This window comes from Saccharopolyspora antiqui, assembly GCF_052246905.1.
Classification (GTDB): domain Bacteria; phylum Actinomycetota; class Actinomycetes; order Mycobacteriales; family Pseudonocardiaceae; genus Saccharopolyspora.
The window spans coordinates 64310-88380 of sequence record NZ_JBQQBO010000021.1; the positions used below are offsets into that span (position 1 = coordinate 64310).

The 24071-nt window shown below is 68.5% G+C and carries 24 protein-coding genes and 1 tRNA gene; 17 read left to right on the forward strand and 8 right to left on the reverse strand.

Translation table 11 applies throughout. The features are described 5' to 3' along the window. Positions 1-116: 116 nt before the first annotated feature. A complete protein-coding gene (locus ACTWQN_RS27910; protein ID WP_443206558.1) occupies positions 117-905 on the reverse strand; it encodes a Bax inhibitor-1/YccA family protein in 789 nt (262 codons plus the stop codon). Between the two features lie 441 nt (positions 906-1346). Here ACTWQN_RS27910 and ACTWQN_RS27915 point away from each other — a divergent pair, with 441 nt between their 5' ends. Both ACTWQN_RS27915 and ACTWQN_RS27920 read left to right on the forward strand, forming a co-directional pair. Beyond that, positions 1347-2744 (forward strand): MSCRAMM family protein, encoded by a 1398-nt coding sequence (locus tag ACTWQN_RS27915; RefSeq protein ID WP_443206636.1) that lies wholly within the window; start codon positions 1347-1349, stop codon positions 2742-2744. Then, positions 2741-3367: a class F sortase gene (locus ACTWQN_RS27920; RefSeq protein ID WP_443206559.1), complete on the forward strand. Its 627-nt coding sequence runs from the start codon at positions 2741-2743 to the stop codon at positions 3365-3367. The genes ACTWQN_RS27915 and ACTWQN_RS27920 overlap by 4 nt, the downstream gene beginning before the upstream one ends. A 78-nt stretch (positions 3368-3445) precedes the next feature. On the opposite strand, the gene yidC is transcribed toward ACTWQN_RS27920, so the two are convergent. The 3 genes from yidC to ACTWQN_RS27935 all read right to left on the reverse strand — a co-directional run bounded on the left by yidC (position 3446) and on the right by ACTWQN_RS27935 (position 6642). Next, complete coding sequence (gene yidC, locus ACTWQN_RS27925) at positions 3446-4480, reverse strand: membrane protein insertase YidC (RefSeq protein ID WP_443206560.1); 1035 nt, start codon at positions 4478-4480, stop codon at positions 3446-3448. A 266-nt stretch (positions 4481-4746) separates the two neighbouring features. Beyond that, a complete protein-coding gene (locus tag ACTWQN_RS27930; protein WP_443206561.1) occupies positions 4747-5409 on the reverse strand; it encodes a hypothetical protein in 663 nt (220 codons plus the stop codon). A gap of 516 nt (positions 5410-5925) precedes the next feature. Then, positions 5926-6642 carry a LysM peptidoglycan-binding domain-containing protein gene (locus tag ACTWQN_RS27935; RefSeq protein WP_443206562.1) on the reverse strand — a complete coding sequence of 239 codons (717 nt, stop codon included), beginning with the start codon at positions 6640-6642 and terminating at the stop codon, positions 5926-5928. A gap of 207 nt (positions 6643-6849) precedes the next feature. Between ACTWQN_RS27935 and ACTWQN_RS27940 the strand changes: the two genes are divergently transcribed. From ACTWQN_RS27940 to ACTWQN_RS27950, 3 genes are all read left to right on the forward strand, one after another. Next, positions 6850-7551: a LuxR C-terminal-related transcriptional regulator gene (locus tag ACTWQN_RS27940; RefSeq protein ID WP_443206563.1), complete on the forward strand. Its 702-nt coding sequence runs from the start codon at positions 6850-6852 to the stop codon at positions 7549-7551. Positions 7552-7844: 293 nt separating this feature from the next. Beyond that, positions 7845-8915, forward strand: coding sequence for a trypsin-like serine peptidase (locus tag ACTWQN_RS27945; RefSeq protein WP_443206564.1), 1071 nt, complete (start codon positions 7845-7847; stop codon positions 8913-8915). Positions 8916-8960: 45 nt separating this feature from the next. Beyond that, positions 8961-9935, forward strand: a complete 975-nt coding sequence (locus tag ACTWQN_RS27950) for a DNA/RNA non-specific endonuclease (RefSeq protein ID WP_443206565.1) — start codon at positions 8961-8963, stop codon at positions 9933-9935. Between the two features lie 20 nt (positions 9936-9955). Here ACTWQN_RS27950 and ACTWQN_RS27955 read toward each other — a convergent pair whose 3' ends face one another. Continuing rightward, positions 9956-10297 (reverse strand): hypothetical protein, encoded by a 342-nt coding sequence (locus tag ACTWQN_RS27955; protein WP_443206566.1) that lies wholly within the window; start codon positions 10295-10297, stop codon positions 9956-9958. A 287-nt stretch (positions 10298-10584) separates the two neighbouring features. On the opposite strand from ACTWQN_RS27955, the gene ACTWQN_RS27960 reads away from it, so the two are divergent. From ACTWQN_RS27960 to ACTWQN_RS28010, 11 genes are all read left to right on the forward strand, one after another. After that, entirely contained in the window at positions 10585-11349 is a 765-nt protein-coding gene (locus tag ACTWQN_RS27960) for a hypothetical protein (protein ID WP_443206567.1), read from the forward strand. A 70-nt stretch (positions 11350-11419) separates the two neighbouring features. Further along, positions 11420-12739 carry a hypothetical protein gene (locus ACTWQN_RS27965; RefSeq protein ID WP_443206568.1) on the forward strand — a complete coding sequence of 440 codons (1320 nt, stop codon included), beginning with the start codon at positions 11420-11422 and terminating at the stop codon, positions 12737-12739. Between the two features lie 116 nt (positions 12740-12855). Beyond that, positions 12856-13869 carry a hypothetical protein gene (locus tag ACTWQN_RS27970; RefSeq protein ID WP_443206569.1) on the forward strand — a complete coding sequence of 338 codons (1014 nt, stop codon included), beginning with the start codon at positions 12856-12858 and terminating at the stop codon, positions 13867-13869. Positions 13870-14056: 187 nt separating this feature from the next. Next, positions 14057-14968 carry a LysR family transcriptional regulator gene (locus ACTWQN_RS27975; protein ID WP_443206570.1) on the forward strand — a complete coding sequence of 304 codons (912 nt, stop codon included), beginning with the start codon at positions 14057-14059 and terminating at the stop codon, positions 14966-14968. Positions 14969-15108: 140 nt separating this feature from the next. Then, positions 15109-16239, forward strand: coding sequence for a sulfite oxidase (locus tag ACTWQN_RS27980; protein WP_443206571.1), 1131 nt, complete (start codon positions 15109-15111; stop codon positions 16237-16239). Between the two features lie 240 nt (positions 16240-16479). After that, positions 16480-16605, forward strand: coding sequence for a lasso RiPP family leader peptide-containing protein (locus ACTWQN_RS27985; protein ID WP_443206572.1), 126 nt, complete (start codon positions 16480-16482; stop codon positions 16603-16605). Positions 16606-16612: 7 nt separating this feature from the next. After that, positions 16613-18439 carry an asparagine synthase-related protein gene (locus tag ACTWQN_RS27990; RefSeq protein WP_443206573.1) on the forward strand — a complete coding sequence of 609 codons (1827 nt, stop codon included), beginning with the start codon at positions 16613-16615 and terminating at the stop codon, positions 18437-18439. After that, positions 18420-18677, forward strand: a complete 258-nt coding sequence (locus ACTWQN_RS27995) for a lasso peptide biosynthesis PqqD family chaperone (RefSeq protein ID WP_443206574.1) — start codon at positions 18420-18422, stop codon at positions 18675-18677. Before ACTWQN_RS27990 ends, ACTWQN_RS27995 begins: the two co-directional genes overlap by 20 nt. After that, entirely contained in the window at positions 18674-19114 is a 441-nt protein-coding gene (locus ACTWQN_RS28000; protein WP_443206575.1) for a lasso peptide biosynthesis B2 protein, read from the forward strand. Before ACTWQN_RS27995 ends, ACTWQN_RS28000 begins: the two co-directional genes overlap by 4 nt. 60 nt (positions 19115-19174) lie before the next feature. Further along, positions 19175-19306 (forward strand): hypothetical protein, encoded by a 132-nt coding sequence (locus ACTWQN_RS28005; RefSeq protein WP_443206576.1) that lies wholly within the window; start codon positions 19175-19177, stop codon positions 19304-19306. An 11-nt stretch (positions 19307-19317) separates the two neighbouring features. Continuing rightward, positions 19318-19635, forward strand: a complete 318-nt coding sequence (locus ACTWQN_RS28010) for a hypothetical protein (protein ID WP_443206577.1) — start codon at positions 19318-19320, stop codon at positions 19633-19635. Positions 19636-19893: 258 nt separating this feature from the next. Here ACTWQN_RS28010 and ACTWQN_RS28015 read toward each other — a convergent pair. The 3 genes from ACTWQN_RS28015 to ACTWQN_RS28025 all read right to left on the reverse strand — a co-directional run bounded on the left by ACTWQN_RS28015 (position 19894) and on the right by ACTWQN_RS28025 (position 22866). Continuing rightward, positions 19894-19967, reverse strand: a tRNA-Leu gene (locus ACTWQN_RS28015). Between the two features lie 116 nt (positions 19968-20083). Then, the gene (locus ACTWQN_RS28020) at positions 20084-21211 is read right to left on the reverse strand and encodes an ATP-grasp domain-containing protein (RefSeq protein ID WP_443206578.1); all 1128 of its coding nucleotides are present in this window, start codon (positions 21209-21211) and stop codon (positions 20084-20086) included. Positions 21212-21543: 332 nt separating this feature from the next. Continuing rightward, positions 21544-22866 (reverse strand): NAD(P)/FAD-dependent oxidoreductase, encoded by a 1323-nt coding sequence (locus tag ACTWQN_RS28025; protein WP_443206579.1) that lies wholly within the window; start codon positions 22864-22866, stop codon positions 21544-21546. 410 nt (positions 22867-23276) lie between these two features. Between ACTWQN_RS28025 and ACTWQN_RS28030 the strand changes: the two genes are divergently transcribed. Further along, entirely contained in the window at positions 23277-24059 is a 783-nt protein-coding gene (locus ACTWQN_RS28030) for an MFS transporter (protein WP_443206580.1), read from the forward strand. The last annotated feature ends 12 nt before the right edge of the window (positions 24060-24071 follow it).

Sequence of the window (24071 nt, forward strand, 5' to 3'; positions counted from 1 at the left end):
CCGGCTATACCGGTCAAAGGTGCCCTTCACCTCGAAAAGATCATTCGATCGGGACGGCGAAGCGGGGCATCACTGTCCTTGGTGGACGGTGGTGCCCCGCTTCGGGTTTTGATCCGTCAGTCGCTGCTTTGGAAGTACGACAGCAGGCGGAGGATTTCGAGGTACAGCCAGACCAGCGTGGTCATCAGGCCGAAGGCGATGTACCAGGCGAACTTGGCGTCCACCCCGCCCTTGATGGCCTTGTCGGCGGCGTCGAAGTCGAGCAGGAAGCTGAACGCCGCGATCCCGATGCACAGCAGGCTGAACGCGATGGCGAGCCAGCTACCGTCCCGCAGCCCCAGGCCACCGGGGGTGAAGAAGCTGGCGAGCAGGTTCACCAGCATCAGCACCACGACACCGGCGAGCGCGCCGATGATCCACTTGGTCAGCTTCGGAGTCACCCGGATCGCGCCGGTCTTGTAAACCACCAGCATGGCCGCGAAGACACCCACGGTGCCCGCGATGGCCTGGATGATGATCCCCGGGTCGAACAGCGCGCCGAACACGTAGCTGATCCCGCCGAGGAACACGCCCTCAACCGCCGAGTAGGCGATGACCAGCGCTGGGCTCACCTTCTTCTTGAAGACGATGACCAGCGAGATCACCAGGCCGATGAGCGCCGCTGGCAGCGCCAGCGCGACCGCCGGTGGGCCGACCAGGTAGGTCAGCGCTCCGGTGAGCACCGCCAAGCCGAGGGTGATAGCGGTCTTGGTGACCACATCGTCGATGGTCATCGGACGCGCGGTCTGCGGCGGGGCAGACGGCGTCTGGCCGTAGGGCGCGGTCTGCCCCTGGCTGTAGTTGAAGTTCGCGTAACCGCCGGTCGTCGGCAGGTTGCGGAACGCGGGGTTGCTCGTTGTGCGCAACTCATCCTCCTGGGCGTACTTGCGCCGTCATTCGGAACAACGATCGGGGGCAGTGACCGGTTCCCGCTCCGGTAAAACCCGACTTTACCCGCCGATCTCAACCGGCCCCACCAGGGTGGAAAACTACTCGGTATCGATTTCGCGAACGGTAACGATCACATCGCGCTGCCAACCTCCGCGCGACGCTGCGCCCGGTGAGCGCAGCGCTCCCCCGCACCGCGTCAGCTACGGCCCAACGGGTGATCAACACCAGCAGCAGATGCCGAATCGTCAGCGCGGAGTGACCGCAGACCACCTGAAAAGGTCCGCCGGATGGCCTCTTGTCGCCACACTCCGTGATCGGAAGTATCGCGTCGGGCGTCCGCTGCTCCTGGTCGGGGTTCGCAGAACGAGCACGCGGCGCCGTTCACCTCCACCACCGGAACTGGAGCTTGCATGCGCATGTTCAGGAAATGGCTCACAGCGGTGCTGGGCACCGCCGTGCTCGCCGGGGGCACCCTGCTGGTCACCCCCGGCGCCGCGAGCGCCGACCCGCAGGAGGCCATCGGGCACGAGACCCGCCCCGGTCAGCCCTACGGCGGCCGGGACCGGGCCCGCGACTGGTTGGGCTCCTACCTCGTGGGCGGCCAGCAGGTCTGGTGCGTGCAGTTCGCGCTGACCGCACCGGACAGCGGCGAGGAGTACCAGCCGGGCGACGAGCTCAGGACCAAGTGGGGCACCCCGATTCCGTCCGACGTGGCGGCGAACATCTCCTACCTGCTGCTGCGCTACGGCAACACCCAATCCCCGGACGAGGCGGCCGCGCTCGCGCACCTGCTGCACTCCTGGACCGCCGCACCGCGCAGCCAGTCCGACCTGGACCCGAACAACGACTTCACCCGGATCGCCTACGACGTCGACGGCCACTACGCCAAGCTGCCGCAGGCGGCGAGGGACGCCGTGGACGACCTCCGGGCGGAGGCCGAGGCGAACCGGGGTCCGTGGGAGGCCGAACTGACCGCCCCCGAAGCCGAGCAGACCATCGGCCAGCCCGCCGACTGGACCCTGGCGGTGCAGCGCGCCGACGACGAGGGGGTCGGCGGCGTCCCGGTCGAGCTCGCGCTCACCGACGCGTCGGTCGAGGGTTTGGGCTCCGACGGTGTCGTCACCACGCCCGAGGACGGCAGCCCGCTGGTGCTCAAGGTCACGCCGACCGGGCCGAACCCGAAGATCACCGGCACGCTGTCCGCACCCGCCGAACGGCCCTATGTGCGGGAGGCCGTCAACCAGCCGGACACGACGCAGCGCGTGGTGTCGACCGGCGGTGAGCAGGAACTGTCGGTCGAGGCCGCCACCACCGCGGTGACCGCCCCTGGCGTCGTGCACGTCGGCAAGGTCGACGCGGAGAGCCAGGCGGGCATCGCCGGGGTCGCGCTGCGGGTGACCGCGGCCGACGGCACTCCCGCACTGCGCCAGGACGGCACACCCCTGCTGGGCGCCGACGGGCAACCCGCCGTGGTGGTCACCGGCCCGGACGGCACCGCGACGGTGCCCGACCTGCGGGCCCCGCAGGACGTCAAGCTCATCGAGGTCGCGCCCGCGCCCGGCTACGAGGAAGCCTTCGACCCGGCGAATCCGCCGTCGGTGACCGGCACCCTCAAGCCGGGCGAAACCCTGGAGTTGACCTTGGTCAACAAGCCGAACACGCCAACCGTGCCGATCCGCATCCCGGCCGGTGACCCGACCGCACCGGCGGGCGGCGTGCCCGCCGGGCTGCTCGGGCTGGGCGGCCTGGCGATGGCCGCAGCGGTCGGCGGGGTCGTGCTGCGGCGCCGGATCACCAACGGCGGGCGGTCGTGATCGCGCCTCGCCGCTGGCTGTTCGCGCTGGTCGCGGCGGGGGTGGTCGGGCTGGTCGCGGTGGCGGTCGTGATCGGCGGGGCGCTGCTCACCAGCACCGATCAGCAGGCCGCTCCCGCAGCGCCGCGCGCTGCCGCCGTCGGCCCGCAGGCCTTGCCCGCACAGCCGGTGCACGTGCCTGCCGGGCAGCCGCCGGGCACGGTCCGGCTGCCGCAGGGCGCGACGGCGGAGCTCGTGCGCAAGGAGATCGACCGCTCCGGGACGCTGCCGGTGCCCGACGGCATCGGTCAGGCCACCTGGTGGGGCGCTGGACTGGACGCGCCGAAGGGCGCGACGGTGCTCGCCGGACACGTCAACTGGAAGGGCTCCGTCGGGCCGTTCGCCGAGCTGTGGGAATCGCGACCGGGCCAGCGCGTGACCGTCGTCGACGACGGCGGGCGGGAATGGCGGTACCAGGTGTCCGAGGTCGTCACCGTGCACAAGGACGACCTGCCGGAGCGCGCCCGCGAACTGTTCGGCCAGGGCGGTGCGCACCGCCTGGTGCTGGTGACCTGCGGTGGCCGGTACGTCGGCGGGGACCTCGGCTACGACGAGAACCGCATCGTCATCGCCACCCCGAGCTGATCGGCGCAGACGCGAACGGGGCCGGTGGTCACCCGACCACCGGCCCCGTTCGTTTGATCAGTGCGCCGAAACGCCACGTCAACGACGTTTTCGGCCCTTCTTCGTCGCAGCGGCCTGCCTGCCCGGCCGGTTCTTCTTGCCGCCCGGCCGACTACCGGGCCGCTGGCCGTTGCTGCTCTTGCTCACCTGCTGGCCGGGCTCGGCGGTGGTCGCGGTGGCCGTCGTCTCCTCGGCCTCGTCGGCCTTGTCCTCGGGCCGCACCGGCTTCTGCCCCGGCTTCGGCCGCGGTGCGGCCTTCTTCGCCGCGATCTCCTTTTCCTTCTCCCGCTCCTGCTCGCGGTCGATCTTCTTGGTCAGGAAGTGCTGCTGGCCGAGCGTCCAGACGTTGTTGGCCAGCCAGTACAGCAGCACCGCGATCGGCAGGAACCAGCCGGAGACGATCGCGCCGACCGGCGCGATGTACATCATGAACTTGGCCATCATCGCCGACTGCGGGTTGGCCATCGCGGCGTCGGTCTGCTTGCGCACCGAGATCCGCATGGTGAAGAAGGTGGCCACCGAGGCGATGAGCATCAGCGGGATGCCGACGATCATCATCGACGTCCGGTCGGTGCCGAACGCCGCGAGTTCCGGGTCGGACTGGGTGATCCAGTTCGACAGCTTGGCGCCGAAGATGTGGGCGTTGATGAACGACTCGACGCCCGCCCGGTCGAAGATGAAGTTGCTCTGCGCGGTTGGCGTGAAGTTGCGCAGCACGTGGAACAGGCTCAGGAACACCGGGATCTGCAACAGCGCGGGCAGGCAGCCACCGAGCGGGTTCACCCCGTGCTCGGACTGCAGCTTCTGCATCTCCTGCGCCATGCGCTGGCGATCGCCCTTGTACTTCTCCCGCAGTTTCTGGATCTGCGGAGCGAACTTCGCCATCTTGCGCCCCGCGCGCAGCTGGCTCATCGCCGGTTTGAGCAGCACCACGCGCAGTGAGAACACCAGGAAGAACACCGACAGCGCCCAGGCGAAACCGTTGTCCGGCCCGAGCACGAAGCCGAAGACCTTGTGCCAGAACCACAAGATCGCCGACACCGGGTAGAGGATGAAAGAGAAAAAGTCTTCCACTCAGCCACTCCTGGTCATGGCCCGGCTATCCGGCGCTACCGGGGCGTACGTGCGCAGCCGTACCCGCTGGGTAATGCAGGGTCAGCCCTACCAAGGGTGCCATGCCCGAGCACGGCGATGCCGTCGCCCCCCAAAAGAGCGACATATCGCATCCGGTTAACCCCCGGTGACCGGGGCTGCTCCGCCGGATCGCGCGGCCTGGTCGCGGGCCGCCGGATCGACGGCCCGCAGGCGTGGCCGGGGCGGAGGCCCGCTCCGCCGCCGCGTCAGCGCTTCAACGCCTTCGCGATGATCCGGCCCGCCACCAGGTAGATCACCGCGGCCAGGCCGTAGTTCAGCACCACACCGATCGTCGCGTCCTCCGGGGTGAACACGTCGCCCAGGCCGAGCACGAAGAACTTCGCCGTCGAGTAGGTGAACGAGACGAAGCTGTTGCTCTGGTTGGCGCCGGTGACCACGAAAACGATGTGCAGCACGAAGACCAGCGAGATCAGCGCGGTCAGCACCTGGATGGCGCGGCCGATCGCGTCGGCGCTCGGGCCGTGGAAGCGGTCGCCGCGGTCGGCGTACCGGGGCTCCTCGTACGAATCACGATCGCGGCGCCGCGGCGGCCGGTCCCGGTCGCGGTAGCGGTCCGACTCCCGGTACGGGTCGTCGTACGGGTCTTGGTCCCGGTACCGGTCCGGGTACGGGTCTTGGTCCCGGTACCGATCCGAGTCCCGATAGCGGTCCGGGTGCGGGTCGGCGTCGTGGTAGCGGTCCGCATAGGGGTCCGGGTGCGGATCCGGGTCGCGCAGGGTGCCCGACTCCCGGTAGTGGTCGGGCGGCTCGGGGGTGTCCGGGCGCGGCTGGACGCGCGTCGCCGGGTATTGGTTGGCGGGTGGCTGCGGCGGGTTCGACCCGGCCGGAGCCGGTCCCGGCTGCCCCATCGGCGGCGGAGCGGGCCGTGGCGGTTGTGGCTGCCCCGGCGGGCCCGGCGGTGGTCCGCCCTGGCCCGGCGGTGGTCCCGGCGGTCCTGGTGGCGGCGCTGCGGGCGGGGCGCTCGGCGACCCTGGTGGCATCGGCTGCCCGGGCCGCGGCGGGCCCGGCGGCACCTGCCCAGGCGGCTGCGGCGGCCGTCCCGGCGGTCCGCCCTGCGGGGGTCCCGGCGGCGGCCCTGGTTGTCCGGACCCCGGTTGTCCGGGCCCTGGCCGCCCCGGTTGACCGGATCGGGGATCTGCGCGCTCATAGGCCATGGCCGCGCATTGTGGCGGGTGATCGCCCCCAGGCGAAACCCCCTCTGCACCGGACAATCCATGACCCCGGCCACAACACCCGCCAACTACGAGCCTGACCAGGCGAGATCAACCAGGACCTGCGCGACTTCAGCGAAACGACGGCCTGACGATCCAACGCCCCACCAGCCAAGCCGGTCCGGACGCATCCGCAGCGGGACCTGCGGCGGTTCACCCCGCCTCGGCCGCCGATGCGCCTCGCGGAAGCGGAATGCAGATCGTTTGCCCGATGTGGATGACGTTCGGATTGGCGATGTGGTTGTAGTGCGACAGGCGCTGCCATCTCACGTTGTGCCGCTCGCCGATCTCGGAGAGCGTGTCCCCGTCCTCCACGGTGTAGGTCCTGCACACGTTCTTGTTCTTCGACAGGCGCAGCACCTGGCCGGGGAAGATGAGGTTCGCGTCGTCGATGTCGTTGATGCGCTGGAGTTCTTTCCACGGAACGTGGAACCATTCGCCGATCTCCGAGAGCGTGTCGCCCTCTTGCACCGTGTACGTGTTGCAGTTCGTCATTGCTCTTCCTCCTCGTGGGCTCTTCCTCCTCGTGACTGGTCGCACTCCTGGCACACGGGCAGCCCGTGTCCATGTAAGGCGCAGCGCGCATGCCGGGGCAATGAGCAGCGGGATCCATTGAGGATCCATCCGACCGCACAGGTGTGCGGCCTGCTGCACATCGGTCAGCCCGCCCTGGAACCGAATCTCAATGGTGAACGGAGACCGGGTCGCGGCAATCGCCTTCGCTTGTTCCGCATCGGCGCGGGCTGGGTAGCCCATGCGAGTACCCATCGCGCTTTTCGACATGACGAACACGTCCTCCGCGGACAGGAAGAATCGGGAAATGATTTGGAAAAATACTGTTCGGTCCAGATTTTTGGAACGTCGCACCACTTCCAGCGCCGGTGCAACGTGGCGCCGGGCAGTCGTTTGCGGTCCGAGGGCGAACGAGGACCAATTGCCATACCTGCGACGGGCCGCGGTTTGATAGCGTGAGTGCGAACTGGTCGTGTGATGCCCGGCAGCTGGAAAACGCTTACAGGCGCAGGTGAAACGGGTTCTTGGCCGGGCTCCGGTGGCGCGGTGCCAGGGTGGTTCACAATGATCGAGCTCATCGTCGTTGCCGCGACGAGGTTCTACCGGGAAGGGCTGGCCCTTGTCCTTGAGAACGTCGACGACTTCGTGGTTGTCTCGACCCTCGCGCGGCCGGAGGAACTCGAACCGGATCTAACCGCGCGGCAGCACGCGGTGGTACTGCTTGATATCACCGACTTGCCGGACGGCCCCAGTGTCGTGATCTCCTTGCGGGCAAAGAATCCCGGACTGCGGATCATCGCGTTGGGCGTGTCCGAACTGGAATATGACATTATTGCGTATGCCGAATTGGGCGCGGCCGGGTACCTGACACGGGATCATTCGATCTCCGAACTGGTTCGGACGATCGAGAGCGTCGCCAACGGGGAGTTGCGTTGCTCGCCGCGCGTGGCCGCCGCCCTGTGCCGGAGGGTGGCCGAGTTGTCGGCGGAGTTGCAGCCCAGTCCGAACGCGGAGGTCCTCAGCCGCCGGGAGGCGGAGGTCGCCGTGCTGCTGGAGCAGGGCTTGTCCAACCAGGAGATCTCCCGGCAGTTGTGCATCGCCTTGGCGACCGTGAAGAACCACGTGCACAACATCCTGGACAAGTTGGGTTTGCAGGGCCGTGCCGCAGCCGCTGCTTGGGCCCGACAGCAGCGCCTGGACCACTCCGTCCTGGTTCGTTCCGCGCTGCATCAGGACTTTCCGCCGAGTAACCCACCGCACTCCTGACTGCCGCCCGGATTAACCCTCGCTGGGGAACTGCGCAGGAGCAGCCGGTTACCGTGCGAATCCGCTGGCTAGCACCACCACCCAGCGGTCGGCGCTGTCCGAAGGCGAGCGAGAACAATGTTGCGATGATTCGCAGCTAGGCACCTGAATCCAGGGCGTGAGCAGGTTGGGCCTCCTTTGAACCGTCGGATCCATTCCGACGTCATCGCCAGCCACCGGACGATTGAGTTGCGTGCTCAGCGTGCCGACAACACCCGCTCAGGACCACGGATAGGCGGCTGTCAGGGGGAACGATGTCCGGTCATGATGTCATCGCCGAAGTACTGCGCCACGAACGCGATCTGTCGCGAATCGAGGAAGAGTTGGACGACGACAACGCAGTTGTCGTCCGCAAGGTCGCACCCGGGCGCTCGCAGTACATGACCAAGCCAGTGGTCGGTGCCGAGCCGGACCAGCTGCCACGGCTTGAGGCCGAGTCGCGCAGTCATCTGGAGGAGTTGGTCCCGGCCGGACGCGCCGCTGTGCGGAAGCTGCTGCGCGCTGGCGCCCACGCCGAAGTCGACGCGGACGAGCGCGCGGCTCTCGAAGCGATCGTCCTGCTGATGGCCAGGCCCGCGATCCTGGTGCAGGACGGTCGGTTCTTCCCGGCACCACAACCCTGGACCGACGAACTCGAACAACACCGGTCCGCCATCGAGGACGTCTTGCCCCGTGTCGGACGCATCGAGGTCGAGGGGCACCCGGCCATCGATTGGGTGGGGACGGGCTGGTTGGCGGCAGAAGACGTCGTGATGACGAACCGGCACGTCGCAGCCGAGTTCGCCCGCAACGATGGACGTGCGTGGGCGTTCGCGCCCGGCATGACAGGACGGGTGGATTACAACGAGGAACTGTCGGCCGCGCAGCCCCGAGAGCTGCAGCTGACCGGGATCATCGGCGTGCACGACGCGGTTGACCTGGCCTTGCTGCGGTGCACGTCGGACGGCTCGGCAGGAGCGCCTCGGATGGCCCCGCTGCGCATCGCCCGCGGCCCCGGTGTTCGCAGCGGGACCAAGGTGTACGTCGTCGGCTACCCGGCGGCCGACTCCAGGCGCAACGATCCGGAAGAGATGCAGCGGATCTTCGCCGGTGTCTACAACGTCAAGCGCCTGCAACCGGGCGCGGTTCGTTCCGCATCGGAGAGCATCATCCACGACTGCTCGACGCTCGGCGGGAACTCGGGATCATGTCTGCTCGACCTTGAAACGTCGATGGTCATCGGCCTGCACTTCGGAGGTCGGTACCTCCAGGGCAACCAGGCCGTACCGCTGTGGCGACTTGCCGACGACCCGCTCCTCCGACAGGCCGGGGTGGAATTTTCCTGATCTAGGAGCACCCGACGAGCCGCCTACGCCACGAAAGGCCTGATCATGCAACTTTCGCATCCCAAACTGTCCGTTCCGCTCAACATCACGATAGAAATAGGAGAATCAGCCACTGCCGAAAGCGCCGAGGTCGAGTACCTCGACGGTTCAGCGTTCGAAATCGCCCGCCCCCACTCCTACTACGAGGGCTACACCGGGTACGACCCAGGATTTCTCGGGCCCGAACTGCCGCTACCGGAACTCTCCGGCGAACAGCGCCGCAACGCGGCGAAGATCAATGACGCTCCGCCCGGCGAAGACCCCACCGTCCTCCCCTACACGCACTTCAGCATCGTCGTCAATCGACGCCGCCAGCTCGCCTACTACACGGTGGTGAACATCGACGGCAGCAAGAGCGCCGATTTCGAACGGCGGGCGGACAAGTGGTACCTCGACCCCCGCATCGCGGAATCAGAGCAGATCGGCGAGTCGCTCTACCGGCGCAACGCGCTGGACCGGGGACATCTCGTTCGGCGTCTCGACCCGGTCTGGGGAGATGACCTCTCACGAGCGAACGACGACACCTTCCACTTCACGAATTGCGCGCCGCAGCACGAGAAGTTCAACCAGGGCAAGGAACTCTGGCAGGGCCTTGAGAACTTCATCCTCGACAACGCGGACCTCACGGACAAGAAGATAACCGTGTTCAGCGGTCCGGTCATGACCGATGACGACCCGCTGTACAAGGGCGCCCGGCTTCCCCTGGCGTTCTGGAAGGTCATCGGCTACTGCAAACCCGGTGGTGCGCTTGCCGTCTCCGCGTACGTGCTCGAACAAACCCAATTGATCGAGGACATGCTCACCGTCGAAGCCGTCTTCGACGCCGGAACGTACCGCATCTCACTGGCGCAATTGCGAGAACGCACCGGCCTTGACTTCCAGTACCTCGAACCACACGAAACCCCCTTGACGGCCGACGGGCTCGAAGCGCGAGTGGACCGGGTGCTTTTGCACGACGACTACTCCAACCTGGTGCTCTAGCTCGGATTCGAACGGCGGGTTCACCGCGCGATCCCGTCCATGATGTTGCGCAATGCTTCCGGTGATGTCTCTCCGAGAGGCTGGCAGTGGAACGCCTCGCGGCCGTCTCCCGTCATGATCAGCAGGTGGACCGACGATCCCGGTACGAGCAGCCGCGGAAGCAGGTCAGCAAGCGCGTGGTAATCAGTGGTCAGCACCACCACTTCGGCTCGGGTGCTGTTGATCGTCAGCACGACCTGCCGAGCGCTGTCCGAATTTCGGGCGCTGCCAACGATGTCGCCCCCAGACCGCTGCGCCACCGCGGCTCGAATGATCTCACGCATCATGCGCGGCATGTCGATGAGGAAGATCCTGGTATTCATGATGAGAACCTCCTCGCCTCCCGCACATCATCACCTCGCAGCCCGGACAGCAGAATGATCCCGGCGGAACCAAAGTGGGTTCAGAGCCGCGACGACGTGCACGGTGGGCCACTCGCAGCGCAGGGTGTCCTGCGCGCAACCGGGGCGGCGAGAAGCCGAGGTGGGCGCTTGGATCCTGTTTGGATCGATGTGCTCATTGCTGTGCCTGCGCACCATTGGCTTACTGGTGGTAGCTGCCTGCGCCTCGGCGAAGGCGCAGGTGCTGCGCGGCGCGAGAGGAGGAACCAATGCGGTACCGTCCGATCGATCGAGATCCAGATGACGAGCGCCTGGGGCGTTTTCTCCCCGATGATTGGCGCCACGTCGAGAAATACCCGTTGACCGCCACGAGTCGGCCCGCGCGCGTACCGGTGGTGATCGGCGTCAACTGGTACGCCGAATTCGACCGCCCCCGAGCTGACCAGAACGGTGTTCAGTTCGTGGTCCGGGCAGGGGCGAAATCGCTCACCAGGATTCGGGGCGGGCATGCCGTGTGCCTGGAACCCGGCGGAGAACCGGACCGCGAGCAGTGGTGGAAGTTCTACGACCAGGGCCACGAGGGAGCCTGCGTCGGATTCGCCTGGTCCCGGTGCATGACGATCCTCAACGACGAGTTGTACACGGCCCGGTGGTTGTGGGATCGGGCCAAGGACCACGATCAGTGGCCGGACACCGAGCCGGGCGACTCCAACGGAACGTCCTGCCGCGCGGCGGCCGAGGTCTTGGCCTCGGCGGGGCACGTCGACTGGGCGGACTCCTTCGCCAACGACGACCACATCGAGCGAGCCGACTACGTCGCCGACTCGGACGACGGCATCAAGGTGTTCCGCTGGGCGCAGTCGGTTGACGAGGTGCACGCCGTACTCGGCAACACCAGCGCGGACGAGCTCAGCGCCGTACCAATCCTGAACTCGTGGGGCACCGAATACCCGCACCGGGTGTGGATGCCGGATGAGGTGCTGGACCGGCTGATGCGTGAGGACGGCGAAATCGCCGTACCGACGGACCGCTAGCCGCACCGGGTCTACGGCGTGCGGTCGGGGATGGGAGCGGTAAGCCGGGTGTGGACTCTGGGGAGGAGAGATGGAGTCACAGATCGGCGGTGTGCCGTACTGGGAGGTCGAGTTCGACGCGAAGGGCGTGCTCCGCCGGGGCGGGAATCTGCCCGAGACCATCGCAACCGCGGGGCTGCGGGAGCTTTTCGTCTTCAGCCACGGCTGGAACAGCTCCTTCGACGGAGCACGTGAGCTGTACTCGGCGATGTTCGGGCTCATCGCGGGGATGCTCTCGACGGCGCAGCGGGCGAACACGGGGTTCGTCGGCGTGCTGTGGCCCGCGTTGCTGTTCCCGGAAGATTCGCCCGCCGACATCGGTCCGCCGGTCCCGCGATCATCGGCGCCCCAGGTCCTCGGGGCACTGGCGTCCCCGCATCTCGCCGGGGGGATGTCCTCGGGTGCCGACCTCGCGAAGGCGCTGGCTCCCGCCTTTCCGAACCAGGAGGAGCAGGTGGAGCACATCTGCCAACTGCTCGACCGGCAACCGCAGGACCGGGACCGGCTGTTGGAGTTCCTCCGCCTGGCGAAAGGACTCGTGACCACCTCCAGCGGTGCCCCGGAAGACGGCGGAGAAGCAGCGGCGCTGAGCGCGCCACCGGGACGGGTGTTCGACGCGATGGCCGCACTCGCACCCGTGGACGGTGGAAGTGCGCAGCCGCTCAATCCGTTCGGTCGGATGTGGCAGGGAGCGCGAGAGGCGTTGCGGGTCCTCAGTTATTACGAGATGAAGGAACGCGCCGGGGTGGTCGGCCGCGACGGCCTCGGCTCGCTGCTCGGACAGGTGGCGCACACCATCCCCGGGGTGCGCGGGCATCTGCTCGGCCACAGCTTCGGCGCCCGGCTCGTCTCGTTCGCCCTCAAGGGCCTCCCGGCGCAGTGGCGTGGTGCGAACAGCCCGGTGAAATCCCTGTACCTGGTGCAGGGCGCTTTCAGCCACTTCGCGTTCGCATCGCGGGCTCCGGTGCGCGACGGCGCCGGCGCACTGGCCGATTGCGCCGACCGGGTCGACGGCCCACTGGTGTGCACGTTCAGTGAAGCCGACCGGGCGGTCGGCTGGTGGTATCCCAACGCCAGCAGGCTGGCCTGGCAGGACGCCGAGTTGCTGGACCGGATCAACTACCGCTGGGGAGCGATGGGCTACGACGGCTACCAGCAAAGCGACGCCAAGACCGTCACGATGGCCGGACAGGGCACGGACTACGGGTTCCAGCCCGGCGTGTTCTACCGCCTGGACGCCAACGACGTCATCAAGCGCAACCTGTCCCGGTTCGCCCAGGCGCACAGCGACATCCGGCACCCGGAGGTGGCGTGGGCCGCGGTCTCGGCCGCTCGATCGCTGGGCAGGTGAGAGCCGTGCCCGCCGCTCGAAACACCGGTCAGGTCGCCGTTGCGCGAAGGCGGGCAGACTGGCGATGGCCTTGGAAGTTCAGAGCGCTCGCCCGCATCAAGGAGCTGAGGGCACTCGTGGACTGGGCCGAGAGCTGCTCCGCACCGAGCGAGCTGTGCACCGAGAAGTTGGCGGCAAGTGCGCGGGAACATCTCGAACGCGCGCAGCGCGACGTCGGCGGCACGCTGTGGCCGCGGCGGGCGCACGGCGTGGACAGCGCGCTCGCCCACATCCACGCGGCGCACGTCCTCGTGCTTCGGATGGTCTCGCTCGAAGATCTGCACGGCATGCTGCCCGACCTCCTGATGCTGATCGAGGAGAACCTGCCGTCCGAGGACAGGCGCCGGTTGTCCGTCGAGAGGATCTTCCGGACTTCCGAGGGCGGGCGGCTCACCCAATCGCAGCGACAGACCGTGATCGATGCCGTGCGCGAGGCGTACCGGGCTCAGCAGCGCGAGATCGTCCGCGAACGCAGTTTCTCGCAACTCGTGTGGTGTTGGGCCGTTGGGCTGCTGTGCGTGGCCGTCACGATCGCGATCGTCACTGCCATCGATCGGACACTGCTGCCGATCTGCTTCGGTCCCACCCCCAACGTGCGGTCAGCAGCACTGGTAGTCCAGCCGCCCCTGAGGCCAATAGTCGTGTGCCCTCTTGGCGAGGGCCGGTTCGCCGAAAATGGGAATCTGGACCAGAGCTTCGAGGCCGCCGCGTCGTGGGGCGACTACGTCGTCGTCGAAGCGGTCGGGTTCCTCGCGGCGGCGGTGACTGCTGCCGCGACGCTGCACCAGCTCAGGGGCAGCCCGACCGCGTCCAACGTGCCGCTCGCGCTGGCGTGCCTCAAGCTTCCCGCCGGTGCGCTGACGGCCGTGCTCGGGCTCCTGCTCATGCGCGGCGATTTCGTACCCGGGTTGACGTCCCTCGATTCGTCGGCGCAGATCATCGGCTGGGCCGTCATCTTCGGAGCGGCACAGCACCTGTTCACCAAGGTCGTCGACGCCCGAGGCCGGGAAGTGATGGAGCCGGGCCCACAACCCGCGGTCACGCCCGAGGCGCCACCCGCGAAGCAGAAACCGCTCTACGGCCGCACGTGAACCACACCCAACCAGCGCTTGGCCCATCACAACCCGCTGACCGCACGCCGCTGTTGAGCGTGGTTCGCCCTAGTCGGACGCATCCCTTCCCCCGGTGAGCCCCGGCGCTCCGCCACTGCCGCGGCACGCGAGGCCCGTCGTTTCGTGAGCGCGGTGAGTGGCTGTGCACGACACATAAACTGTGCCTATGCCGCTGCCCCCGCGCGTCAGGGATCTGACCAGCTTCGACCTGCTGTTGAGCGTGGCGGAGCTGGGGAGCATCGGGCGCGCGGCGGCGGCCCACCGGATGTCGCAGCCCGCGGCGAGCGCGCGGTTGCGGCACCTGGAGCACGAGCTCGGCGTTCGCCTGCTGAAGCGGGAGGCACGTGGTGCGCGGCTGACGACCGTGGGTGAGCTGGTGGCGGGTTGGGTTCAGCCGGTGGTGGACCGGGCCGCCGATCTCGAAGCGGGGATCGCGGCCCTGCGGGTGGACCGGCACACGCACCTGCGCATCGCGGCCAGTCTCACCGTCGCCGAATACCTGTTGCCCCGCTGGTTGATCGCGCTGCGGGCGACCGACCCCGACACGGTGACCGCGCTCAGTTGCGGGAACTCCACCGAGGTCGCCGCGCAGGTGCTCGCCGGGGAGGCCGAGATCGGGTTCATCGAAGGACCCGAGGTGCCCGCGGGCGTGCAGGCCCGTGAAGTCGCGCGCGACGAGCTGGCGGTGGTGGCCGCGCCATCCCACGAGTGGGCGCGGCGGCGCCGCGTGCGTGCCACGGAGCTGGCCACGACGCCGCTGGTCAGCCGGGAAACGGGCTCCGGCACGCGGCAGGCGTGGGAACGGGCGGTGCGCGAACAACTCGACACCGACTTGGCCGCTCCGGTGCTGGAGGTGTCGTCGACCACGGCGATCAAGGCGGCCGCGATGGGCGGAATCGGACCCGCGGTGCTCAGCGTGCGCGCGGTCGCGGCGGAGCTGGCCGCCGGGACGCTGGTGCGACTGGAGGTGCCCGGCCTGGATCTCACCCGGCGGCTCCGCGCGATCTGGCCGACCGGGCACGATGTGCGGGGCCCAGCGCGTGACTTGCTGGCCATCGCGCTGCGCAACCCCGTCTGACGGCCGCCCGGGTACCGACGCCACCCGCGAAGCGGGCGGTGACGACGCGCCAAGACAGTCCCCAAGCCATAAGCCCAAGTTCTGGATCCATCGAGGATTGGCGTCTACTGGGTTCTGGATGACAAGCACAAAGTGGCCCTATGACCGGATCTACGAGCGCGCCGACCACCACGGCACCTACTTCCGAGACGTACCGCAAGGTCGTCAAAGCCACCCCCGCGGAGCTGATGGAGGATGCTGGCACCGGCCTGGACTACGGGACCCGGCCGGACCGCATGCCGGGCCATCTCACCCCGAACGATCGCTTCTTCATCCGCAGCCACGCGCCCACGCCACGCGTGGACGCGACAACGTGGACGCTTCAGGTCGAGGGCAACGGGGTACGCGAACCGATCGCCTACACCTACAACGACCTGTGGAACCGGTTTCCGCTGGTTTCCGTGGTGCGCACGATCGAGTGCGCGGGTAACCGCCGTGTGCTGTTCGGGGCGGAAATCGGGCGGCGGTTCACCGGCACCCAATGGGGGCGCGGCGCGATCAGCACCGCCGAGTGGACCGGCGTCCGGCTGCGCGACCTGCTCGAAGCGGCCGGAACCACACCCGGTGCACGCGAGGTCATGCCGGAAGGGCTCGACGAGATCCGGGCCCGCCGACCGATGTCGCTGGCCAAGGCGTGGGCCGACGACACCGTGGTCGCGCTGGCCATGAACGGGGAGGTGCTCCCGGCCGATCACGGATTCCCGGCCCGCCTCGTGGTGTCCGGGTGGCTGGGTGCGGCCAGCATCAAGTGGCTGGGCCGGATCGAAGTCTCGGAAGACGCCCTGCACGTGCCCTGGAACACCGCCGACTACGTGCTGATCGGACCGGACTTCCCCGCGGACGGGCCCGCACTGGGCGCGGCGATCACCGCGCTCCCCGTGACGAGCCTGGTGGAGCTGCCCTGGCCAGCGCGGCTGCGTCCGGAACCGCAGACGATCCGAGGACGAGCGTTCGCGGGAGAGAACCGGGTCGCGAGGGTCCAGTACCGAATCGACGACGGTCGCTGGCAGGACGCGCTGATCACTTCACCGGTGACGCCGGGGGTGTGGGTGCGCTGGCAGTTCGGCTGGAATCCGGAGCCCGGCGAACACACCCTCCAGGTGCGCGCCACCGACGACCAGGGCAACACGCAACCGGAGTCCAGTTCCTGGAACGAACTGGGCTATCTCCACGATTCGGTGCTGACGCACCCGGTGCGCGTCGAAGCAGCGGCGCCGCGTGGGGGCCGATGACCGATGCGTCCCGAGGTGGCGTTGCGCACCGTTCGGTTGCCGCGCGACCGCGGCCGGTCGCGGCGTTGACCGATCACACCACCTGGGCCGTCAGCACCAGGGGCCCGGAACCGACCCTCATCTCGGTCCGATGGCCGCCCGACATCTCGCCCGTATGTCATCCGATTGGGGGCATGCTCCCTTTGGGAATTGTTGTAGCTTTTGGGCGTTTTGTCCGTGTTCGGCAAGAAGGAGATCCGAATGGACGAGCAGACCCGCACCGAGGTCTACGAGCCCCCGGTGCTGATGGCGGTTGGCGAGTTCTCCGAGGACACGCTCGGTTTCCCCTACGGGGGCAACTGGGACACCACGGCGTACTTCGCCTGATCCGTCGATGTCTGCCGGGTTCGTCGTCCTGCCTGACACGGCGGAAGCACAGGCCGCCCTCCGAAAGGCTCCCTTCCAGGCACCGCGGGTCGTCCAGCACTTCTCGGGACGTCCGTGGCTGGTGGGCGAGTGGGCGCCTGAGGAGTGCGTCCTGGCGTCGACGGGCCCGGTGCGGGTGGTGGTGATCGGCGTGTGCCCGGTCACCACCGCTCGCCTGCGCGACCTCGCCGCACGGGTTCGGGAATTGTCCGATGTGGACGTTCTGGCTCGCGGTCTGCCAGGCAGTTTCCACCTGGTGGCCGCGGTGGACGACCGGATTCGGGTACAGGGCAGTGCCAGTGGCCTGCGCCAGGTGTTCTCCGCCAGGGTGGACCGGGTACCGGTGGCGGGCGACCGGGCCGACGTGCTGGCTGCGATGAGCGATGCGAGCGTGGACGAACAGGTGCTCGCGGTGCGGATGGCCTGCGGCCCGGTGCCGCCTCCGCTGGGTGAGCGAAGCGTGTGGTCGACCGTGTCGGTATTGCCCGCCGACCATCACCTGATCATCGAACCGGCGGGAACTCGGGAGGTCCGGTCGTGGTGGCCGCCCGCGCCGGAGCTGCCGTTGGCGGCCGGCGCCGCGGCGCTGCGGGAAGCGTTGGACACGGCGCTTTCCGGGCGTCACCGGGGCGATGGCCGGTTGAGCGCGGACCTGTCCGGCGGAATGGACTCCACCTCGCTGTGCTTTCTCGCCGCCCGGGACACCCCCGAACTGCTCACGCTGCATTGGGGTGAGGCCGAGTCGGCCAACGACGACGCCGTCTTCACCTCGCACGCCGCCAGCCGACTGCCCCGCGCGGAGCACCTCACCATCGCGCAGGGCGACCTGCCGACGATCTTCAGCGATCCCGCCGCGCCGACCGGGCTCGCCGAGCCTTACCTGTTCAGCCGCACGGCCGCGCGAACCCGGTTCACCGCACACCTGCTCGCCGCAGCGGGATCGCGGCGGCACATCTCCGGCGACGGCGGCGATGAGCTGTTCACCAACTTTCCGGGATACCTGCACGGCTTGCTGCGTCGGCGCCCACTCACGGCGATCCGGCACGTGCGCGGCTACCGGGCCCTGAAACGCTGGCCGTTGGCCGACACGGTCGCCGGGATGCTGCGCGGCGATGACATGGCCGCCTGGTGGCTCGACCAGGCCGACCGGTTGACGGAAGGTTCCACGTCGCTGCGCCTGCCCGCGCTGGACTGGGGACTCCAGTCGTTGCGCGCCCAGGACTGGGTGACCCCCGCGGCGTCCAGCGCCGCCCGGGCGGCGCTGCGCGAAGCGGCCGAGCGTGCGGTGCCACTGGCCGGTGACCGCGGACAGCACCAGGCCGTGCTCGCCCTGCGCGGCAGCGCCCCGGCCTACGCCCAGCGCGCCCGCCTGTTCGCCGAGTCCGGCGTCGAGCTGGACATGCCGTTCTTCGACGACCGGGTGATCGAGGCCGCGCTAGCGGTGCGACCGCACGAACGCACCACCCCCTGGCGCTACAAGCCGCTGCTGGCGGACGCGATGCGCGGCATCGCGCCCGACCGGGTGCTGGACCGGTCCACCAAAGGCGAATTCGGGGAAGACGTCCGCGTCGGACTGCGCCGCAACCTCCCCGCGGTGCTGGACGTCCTAGCCGACTCCGCGCTGGCCGCACGTGGACTGATCGACCCCGACGCGGTGCGCGCGGAACTGCTGGCACCCCAGGCCGACAACACCACGATCATCGCGCTGGAACGCCTGCTGGGCTGCGAGACCTGGCTGCGCGAGGCCACCCGGCCGACACCTCCGAGGAGCACGAATGCTGCGTCTGCATCCTGACGTCGCCACCACCGACACCGACGACGGCATCGTCCTGCTGCACCAACGCACCGGCCGGTATTGGCAGCTCAACACGACCGGCGCCGCGATCCTCCGCCGCCTGCTCGACGGCCAGGAGACAGACCAGATCGCCGCCGACCTCGCCGAGCGCTACCGCCTCGACGCCGACCGCGCCGTCCGCGATGTCCGCGCCGTGGTGCAACAACTGCGAGCCGCCCACCTGGTGGCGACGCCATGAGCATGCCGGTCGCCCTGCCCGAGCGGAAGCGCCTGCCCCCGCACCGACGCGTCCTGCCACTGGTCGCGGTCGCCATCGCACGGGTACTGGCGGGAACTCGCCCGATCCGCATTCGGGCCGTGCTCGAATTCGCCCGCCGGGGTGCCCACCCCGCCACCGCCGCGCAGGCTCTCGCCGCCCGCGACGCCGTGGTGTCGGTCAGTCTCCGCTGCGCCGGGCAGGGCTGCCTGCAACGCTCCATCGCGGCCGCCCTGCTGTGCCGTGCTCGGGGCGTGTGGCCGACCTGGTGCACGGGAGTCCGCACCCACCCCTTCACCGCGCACGCCTGGATCGAGGTCGACGATCATCCGGTCGGGGAACCCCACCCACCAGACCATTTCCGTCGGCTGCTCGCCGTCCCGCCACGTCGCAGCGACCGCGAGCCCGACGCCGCCTGATCCCCGAGAAGTTCCCCGCGAGCGCAGGACTCTTCGTGACAGGCCGAGCTGGCCAGCGGCGTGCTGCACCGGGGGACCGGGGTGCCCGCCACCACCGACTCGGTGTTCCTGGCCGGGTCACTCGCCAAGCCCTACACCGCCACCCTGGTGATGCAAACGCCGACCTGTTCCGGGAACTGCTGGCCGAGCTGACCGGGGCACGCATGCCATCCCCGTTCGCCCCGCCGACGAACCCGCCCGAGGTGGACCTGACACCGCTGCTGGGCAGCTACCGGCGCGCCGGAGTCACCACGACCATCAGCCAGGAGGACGGCAGCGCGCGGATCCGCTACGAGTTCGTCGATGGCCTCAAAGACCTGCACCCGCCGCTGGAGACGGGCCTGGTGCCGATATCACCGACGGTCTTCGCCGCACCTTTCAACCTTGGCGGCGAGGCCTACAGCCCGGTGGTGTTCGCCACGCTGGCCAACGGCACTCCGTGCGTGTACGTCTTCATGCGCGCCGCCCCCAAGACCACCTGATCCGGAAACGCCATGGTGCTCACACCGACGCGCTGTCCACCCTGTTGACGTTCGCCAGCTTCGAGGCGCAACACGGAACCGAGGAGAACTGGGGGAAGCGATCCTTCAGAATTGGCACGGTGACTGCGGCAGCCGTGAGCCGATCTGGAGAGGTGGCCGAGGCATTGTTCGGACTTCCTCGCTCGCCGAAAAGCATGGCAAGCCGGAACTCGTCTCGCCAGGACACCATCAAAGACGCCTCTGACCTGGGAGGATGAGTGCCCCCGGTCGGGTTCGAACCGACACTTGGACGATTTTAAGTCGTCTGCCTCTGCCAGTTGGGCTACGGGGGCTGGTCAGCTGTCCGCTCCTCGGCGTGGCGCCGACCGCACTGTTTATGACGCACCAGCGCTGCTCTCGGTTCCGCAGGTCCTCCATACGGTGCCGCAGCGCCGTGTTGATCGCGCGGTCACCAACAGCCCCACCCGCCTGGCGCTGACGCGGAGAGCGTCTCGAAGCGGTTGCGCACCCAGGCGTGCACCGCGGTCGACACTTCCGTGCAGTTGGCGCGGTGTTCGAACCAGCGCCAGTCGCAGTTGACGTTCACTTCCAGGAAGACCCAGTCGTCGCCGACGCCCAATAAGTCGAAGCCAGCGACGTCCAACCGCCATTGTCGGCACAGCTCCAGCAGCTGTTCGACCAAGTCCGCGGGTAGTTCGGCGGGCTCCACGACGACGGATTCCGGGTCGACCCACAGCTGCGCCGGGTCCAGCTTCTGCACCCGGTAGCCGATCGCCCGGTCGCCGACCACGAACACGCGCAACTCCTGGTCGGCGTCGAGGTACTGCTGGACGAGCACCGGGGCCGGTTCGCGCGCCTCGACAGTGCGCCGGATGTCCAGCGGCTGCGGGAACAGCCCGCGCAGCGCGCCGGGTTCGGGTTCGAGCAGGTGGTGTCCGGCCGTCTTGACGATGCACCGGCCGCCGCCTGGGCGGCTTCGTCCGGGCATCGTGGTCACCGCGGTCCGCGGCACGCGCAGGCCGACGGATGCGGCGCCCTGCAGCTGCGTCAGCCGATCGAGGTGCTCGCTGATGCGCACCGAGTTGACCTGCTCCCAGTCATCGCGGCAGGCCAGCCAGTTGGCCACCGCGTGCCACTGCTCGCGAACGTAGGCGCCGTGCACCGTTGTCGGGTCGACCGGTAGGGCGGTGATGTCGAAGTGCCGCCGCCACACCAGCAACGGCCGCAGCAGCCAGTGCTGGAACTCGATCAGCGGCGTGTCGGTGTAGATGGTGAGTGCGAGGTCCTGGCAGCGGTCGGCGTCGATGCGCACCATGCGGATGTCGTGCTCGGCCAGCGCCAGCGAGAGCTCGTTCATCTCCATGTCGGCGGCGCGGGCGAGCACCAGCACGCACGGCACGGGATCGCCCGGCTCATCGGCGACCAGGTTCGCCTGGAACATCCGCTCCTGGAAGTCCAGCGAGGTGTCCGGCGATCGGAAGAAGTAGTCCTGGCCCTGCAGCAGCATCGGCGTGGGCCGGAGCGACGGCCCGAACGGTTTCCCGAGGTCAGCGGGCCGCCCCTCGGCCGAGTCCATGGTCAGTCGTCCTTCTTCCGGAAAACCCGAGATGCCTCTTGGTAGTCCACCGCGAAATCAGCGAGCGGACCTTCCTCGACTGCGCCGCTACGCAGCAGCGCAGCGAGCTCCTTCAGCGTCAAGGGATTCACCCCTTCCCCCGTACGACGCATCCTTTCAGGTGAAGACCCTGACACAGTCTTCGATTTCCCGCTACGGATTGTCAAGGATAGTCGTCCTCCGCATAGCCCGCACGGAGCACGGCGTCGGATATGGGCCAGCCGCGTGCCGGGTTTGGCACGCGGCTTCGTCGCTGCGAGTTGCCCCGGTGTGTTGCCCGGTGTAGTGCCGGGTCAGCTCGCGGCGGCCCGCTCGAAGGCGGCCCGCGGGTTCTCGATCTGCCCCATCGACACCGCTTCGCGCTTGAACAGGAACGCCAGCGTCCAGTCGATGATGATGCGCAACTTGCGGTTGAAGGTGGGCATCCGGCTCACGTGGTAGGTGCGGTGCATGAACCAGGCGATGAAGCCCTTGGCCTTGAAGCCGTAGACGTCGGCGACGCCCTTGTACAGCCCCAAGCCGGCGACCGAACCCGCGTAGGCGTGCCGGTACTCCTTGGTCTGCCTGCCGCGCAGTGCGGCCAGCAGGTTCCTGGCCAGCTGGTTGGCCTGCCGCACCGCGTGCTGCGCGGAGGGCGCGCAGGTGGCGCCGGGGGTCTCGTCGGTCTTGGACAGGTCCGGGACCGCGGCGCAGTCACCGGCCGCCCACACCTCCGGCAGGCCCTCGACCTGCAGGTGCGCGGTGGCCTTCACCCGGCCGCGCTCGTCCAGCGGCAGATCGCTGTTCTTCACCACCGGGTTGGCCTTGACGCCCGCGTTCCACACCAGGGTGTCGGTGTCGAACTCGGTGCCGTCCGAGAGCACGGCGTGGCCGTCCTCGACGGACTTCAGGAAGGTGTTCAGGTAGACCCTGATGCCGCGCTCTTCGAGCGCCTTGACGACGTAGACGCCCATCTTCTCGCTGACCTCGGGCATCACCCGGCCCGCGGCCTCGACGAGCACCCAGGACATGTCGTCGGGCTCGACGGTCGGGTAGTCGCGGCTCGCGTAGCGGGCCATGTCCTCCAACTCGGCGAGCGCCTCGACACCGGCGAACCCGCCGCCGACGAAGGTGAAGGTCAGCAGCCGCTTGCGCAGCGCCTCGTCGTCGGTGTTGGCCGCGGCGTCCATCTTGGCCAGCACGTGGTTGCGCAGGTAGGTCGCTTCGCCGACGGTCTTGAGCCCGATGCCCTTCTCGGCGAGGCCGGGGATCGGGAGCAGTCGGGAAACCGAGCCGAGCGCCACGACCAGCACGTCGTAGGCGAGGGTTTCGGGACCGGACTGCGGGTTCTCGACGGTGACGAGCTTCTCGTCGTGCTTGATCTCGGTGACAGCTGCGGTGATCACATGGCACCGCTTCAACACTCGTCGCAGTGGCGCTACCACGTGGCGGGGTTCCACCGAACCCGCGGCCGCTTCCGGTAGGAAGGGTTGGTAGGTCATGTGCGGCTGAGGATCGACGACCGTCACGGAGGCCTCCCGGCGCCCCAGCTTCTTCTGCAGCTGAAGTGCCGTGTACATGCCGACGTAACCGCCGCCGAGGATGAGAATCCGCGTGGGATCGGATTTACCAGCCATGCGCTCATGGTCGCATCACGGTCCGTGTTCGCGCTGCGCTGACCCCCCCTAATGTGACGCCAGTCGCTGGTGGGATCGATCACGATCAACACGCCGTGCACGGTCGAACGCGTCTGGTGCACGCCCATTCGGGGTGCCGAGCGGTGACATCACAATGATGTCACCGAGGTGTCATGATGGCTGGTTCTCGCCAGCCTACCGAATCTTGCGCCCGAATGCCCGAATCCATGGGTCTTCTTTCGATCAGCCCAGGTCGCCGCACCTTGAACCACGAACGTGCGATGGCATTCACCGCCTGTGACCAAGCCCACCTGCCGCTATTCCTCGGACGCCGGTAACCGGCCGGTCCAGAGACGTGGCTTCGCTCAGCGTCGCGGGCGACAAGACCGCCCACGTCGACCTCGGCACTGGTGTCCACAGTGGCCTCCGTGGGCGGGCTCGGACTGGGCCCGGTGCTGGCCGGTCTGCTCGCCCAATACGCGCCGGCCCCCCACGTTCTGCCGTTCGTCGTGGAGATCGCGTTGCTCGTGCCAGGCGCGGCGGCGATCGCCACCCTGCCGACGGGACGCCCGGCTACTCGATGGAGGCCGCGTCGTCCCCAACTACCGCCCGCTGTTCGGGGCGTCTTCGCGACCAGCGGGACGGCCAGTTTCCTCGCTTTCGCCGTGATCGGACTGTTCCTCACCCTCATCCCGACCTACGTCGCCACGCTGTCCGGAAGCGACAACCTGCTGCTCGGTGGCGCCGCGGTGGCGTTGCTGCTGGCCAGATCCGCGGTGGCCCAGCTCGTCGGCTACGGCAAACCCGCGCGAAACCTCGAAGTCATCGGACTTCCGCTGCTGGCGGCGGGTTTGGTGCTGCTCGCGGTAGCGGGCGGCCTGGGCTCGCTGACGCTGCTGCTGGCCGCGACCGTCATCGCCGGGGTCGGACAGGGGCTGGCGTTCCTCGGCGGACTCACCGCGGTCAACCAGGCCGCGCCGGCCGGTCGCCACGCCGACGTGGTGTCCAGCTTCTACGTCGCCATCTACCTGGGCGTCGGGCTGCCCGTGATCGGTGTCGGTTTCCTCGCCACCTCGCTGGGCCTGCTTCCGGCCGTGCAGTACTCCGCCGCCCTCGTCGCCCTGCTGTGCCTGGTGGTGCTGGTCGTCCTCGCACGCCACCGCGACCAACCCCGAACCACCAACGCCAACTGATCAGCACGTGGA

Excerpts from the sequence above, each read along its gene's own strand:
- ACTWQN_RS27915 (WP_443206636.1), top strand. The coding sequence starts at position 1,347 with ATGTTCAGGAAATGGCTCACAGCGGTGCTGGGCACCGCCGTGCTCGCC.
- ACTWQN_RS27930 (WP_443206561.1), bottom strand. The coding sequence starts at position 5,409 with ATGGGGCAGCCGGGACCGGCTCCGGCCGGGTCGAACCCGCCGCAGCCA.
- ACTWQN_RS27940 (WP_443206563.1), top strand. The coding sequence starts at position 6,850 with ATGATCGAGCTCATCGTCGTTGCCGCGACGAGGTTCTACCGGGAAGGG.
- ACTWQN_RS27945 (WP_443206564.1), top strand. The coding sequence starts at position 7,845 with ATGTCCGGTCATGATGTCATCGCCGAAGTACTGCGCCACGAACGCGAT.
- ACTWQN_RS27950 (WP_443206565.1), top strand. The coding sequence starts at position 8,961 with ATGCAACTTTCGCATCCCAAACTGTCCGTTCCGCTCAACATCACGATA.
- ACTWQN_RS27955 (WP_443206566.1), bottom strand. The coding sequence starts at position 10,297 with ATGAATACCAGGATCTTCCTCATCGACATGCCGCGCATGATGCGTGAG.
- ACTWQN_RS27960 (WP_443206567.1), top strand. The coding sequence starts at position 10,585 with ATGCGGTACCGTCCGATCGATCGAGATCCAGATGACGAGCGCCTGGGG.
- ACTWQN_RS27965 (WP_443206568.1), top strand. The coding sequence starts at position 11,420 with ATGGAGTCACAGATCGGCGGTGTGCCGTACTGGGAGGTCGAGTTCGAC.
- ACTWQN_RS27975 (WP_443206570.1), top strand. The coding sequence starts at position 14,057 with ATGCCGCTGCCCCCGCGCGTCAGGGATCTGACCAGCTTCGACCTGCTG.
- ACTWQN_RS27980 (WP_443206571.1), top strand. The coding sequence starts at position 15,109 with ATGACCGGATCTACGAGCGCGCCGACCACCACGGCACCTACTTCCGAG.
- ACTWQN_RS27985 (WP_443206572.1), top strand. The coding sequence starts at position 16,480 with ATGGACGAGCAGACCCGCACCGAGGTCTACGAGCCCCCGGTGCTGATG.
- ACTWQN_RS27990 (WP_443206573.1), top strand. The coding sequence starts at position 16,613 with ATGTCTGCCGGGTTCGTCGTCCTGCCTGACACGGCGGAAGCACAGGCC.
- ACTWQN_RS27995 (WP_443206574.1), top strand. The coding sequence starts at position 18,420 with ATGCTGCGTCTGCATCCTGACGTCGCCACCACCGACACCGACGACGGC.
- ACTWQN_RS28000 (WP_443206575.1), top strand. The coding sequence starts at position 18,674 with ATGAGCATGCCGGTCGCCCTGCCCGAGCGGAAGCGCCTGCCCCCGCAC.
- ACTWQN_RS28010 (WP_443206577.1), top strand. The coding sequence starts at position 19,318 with ATGCCATCCCCGTTCGCCCCGCCGACGAACCCGCCCGAGGTGGACCTG.
- ACTWQN_RS28020 (WP_443206578.1), bottom strand. The coding sequence starts at position 21,211 with ATGGACTCGGCCGAGGGGCGGCCCGCTGACCTCGGGAAACCGTTCGGG.
- ACTWQN_RS28025 (WP_443206579.1), bottom strand. The coding sequence starts at position 22,866 with ATGGCTGGTAAATCCGATCCCACGCGGATTCTCATCCTCGGCGGCGGT.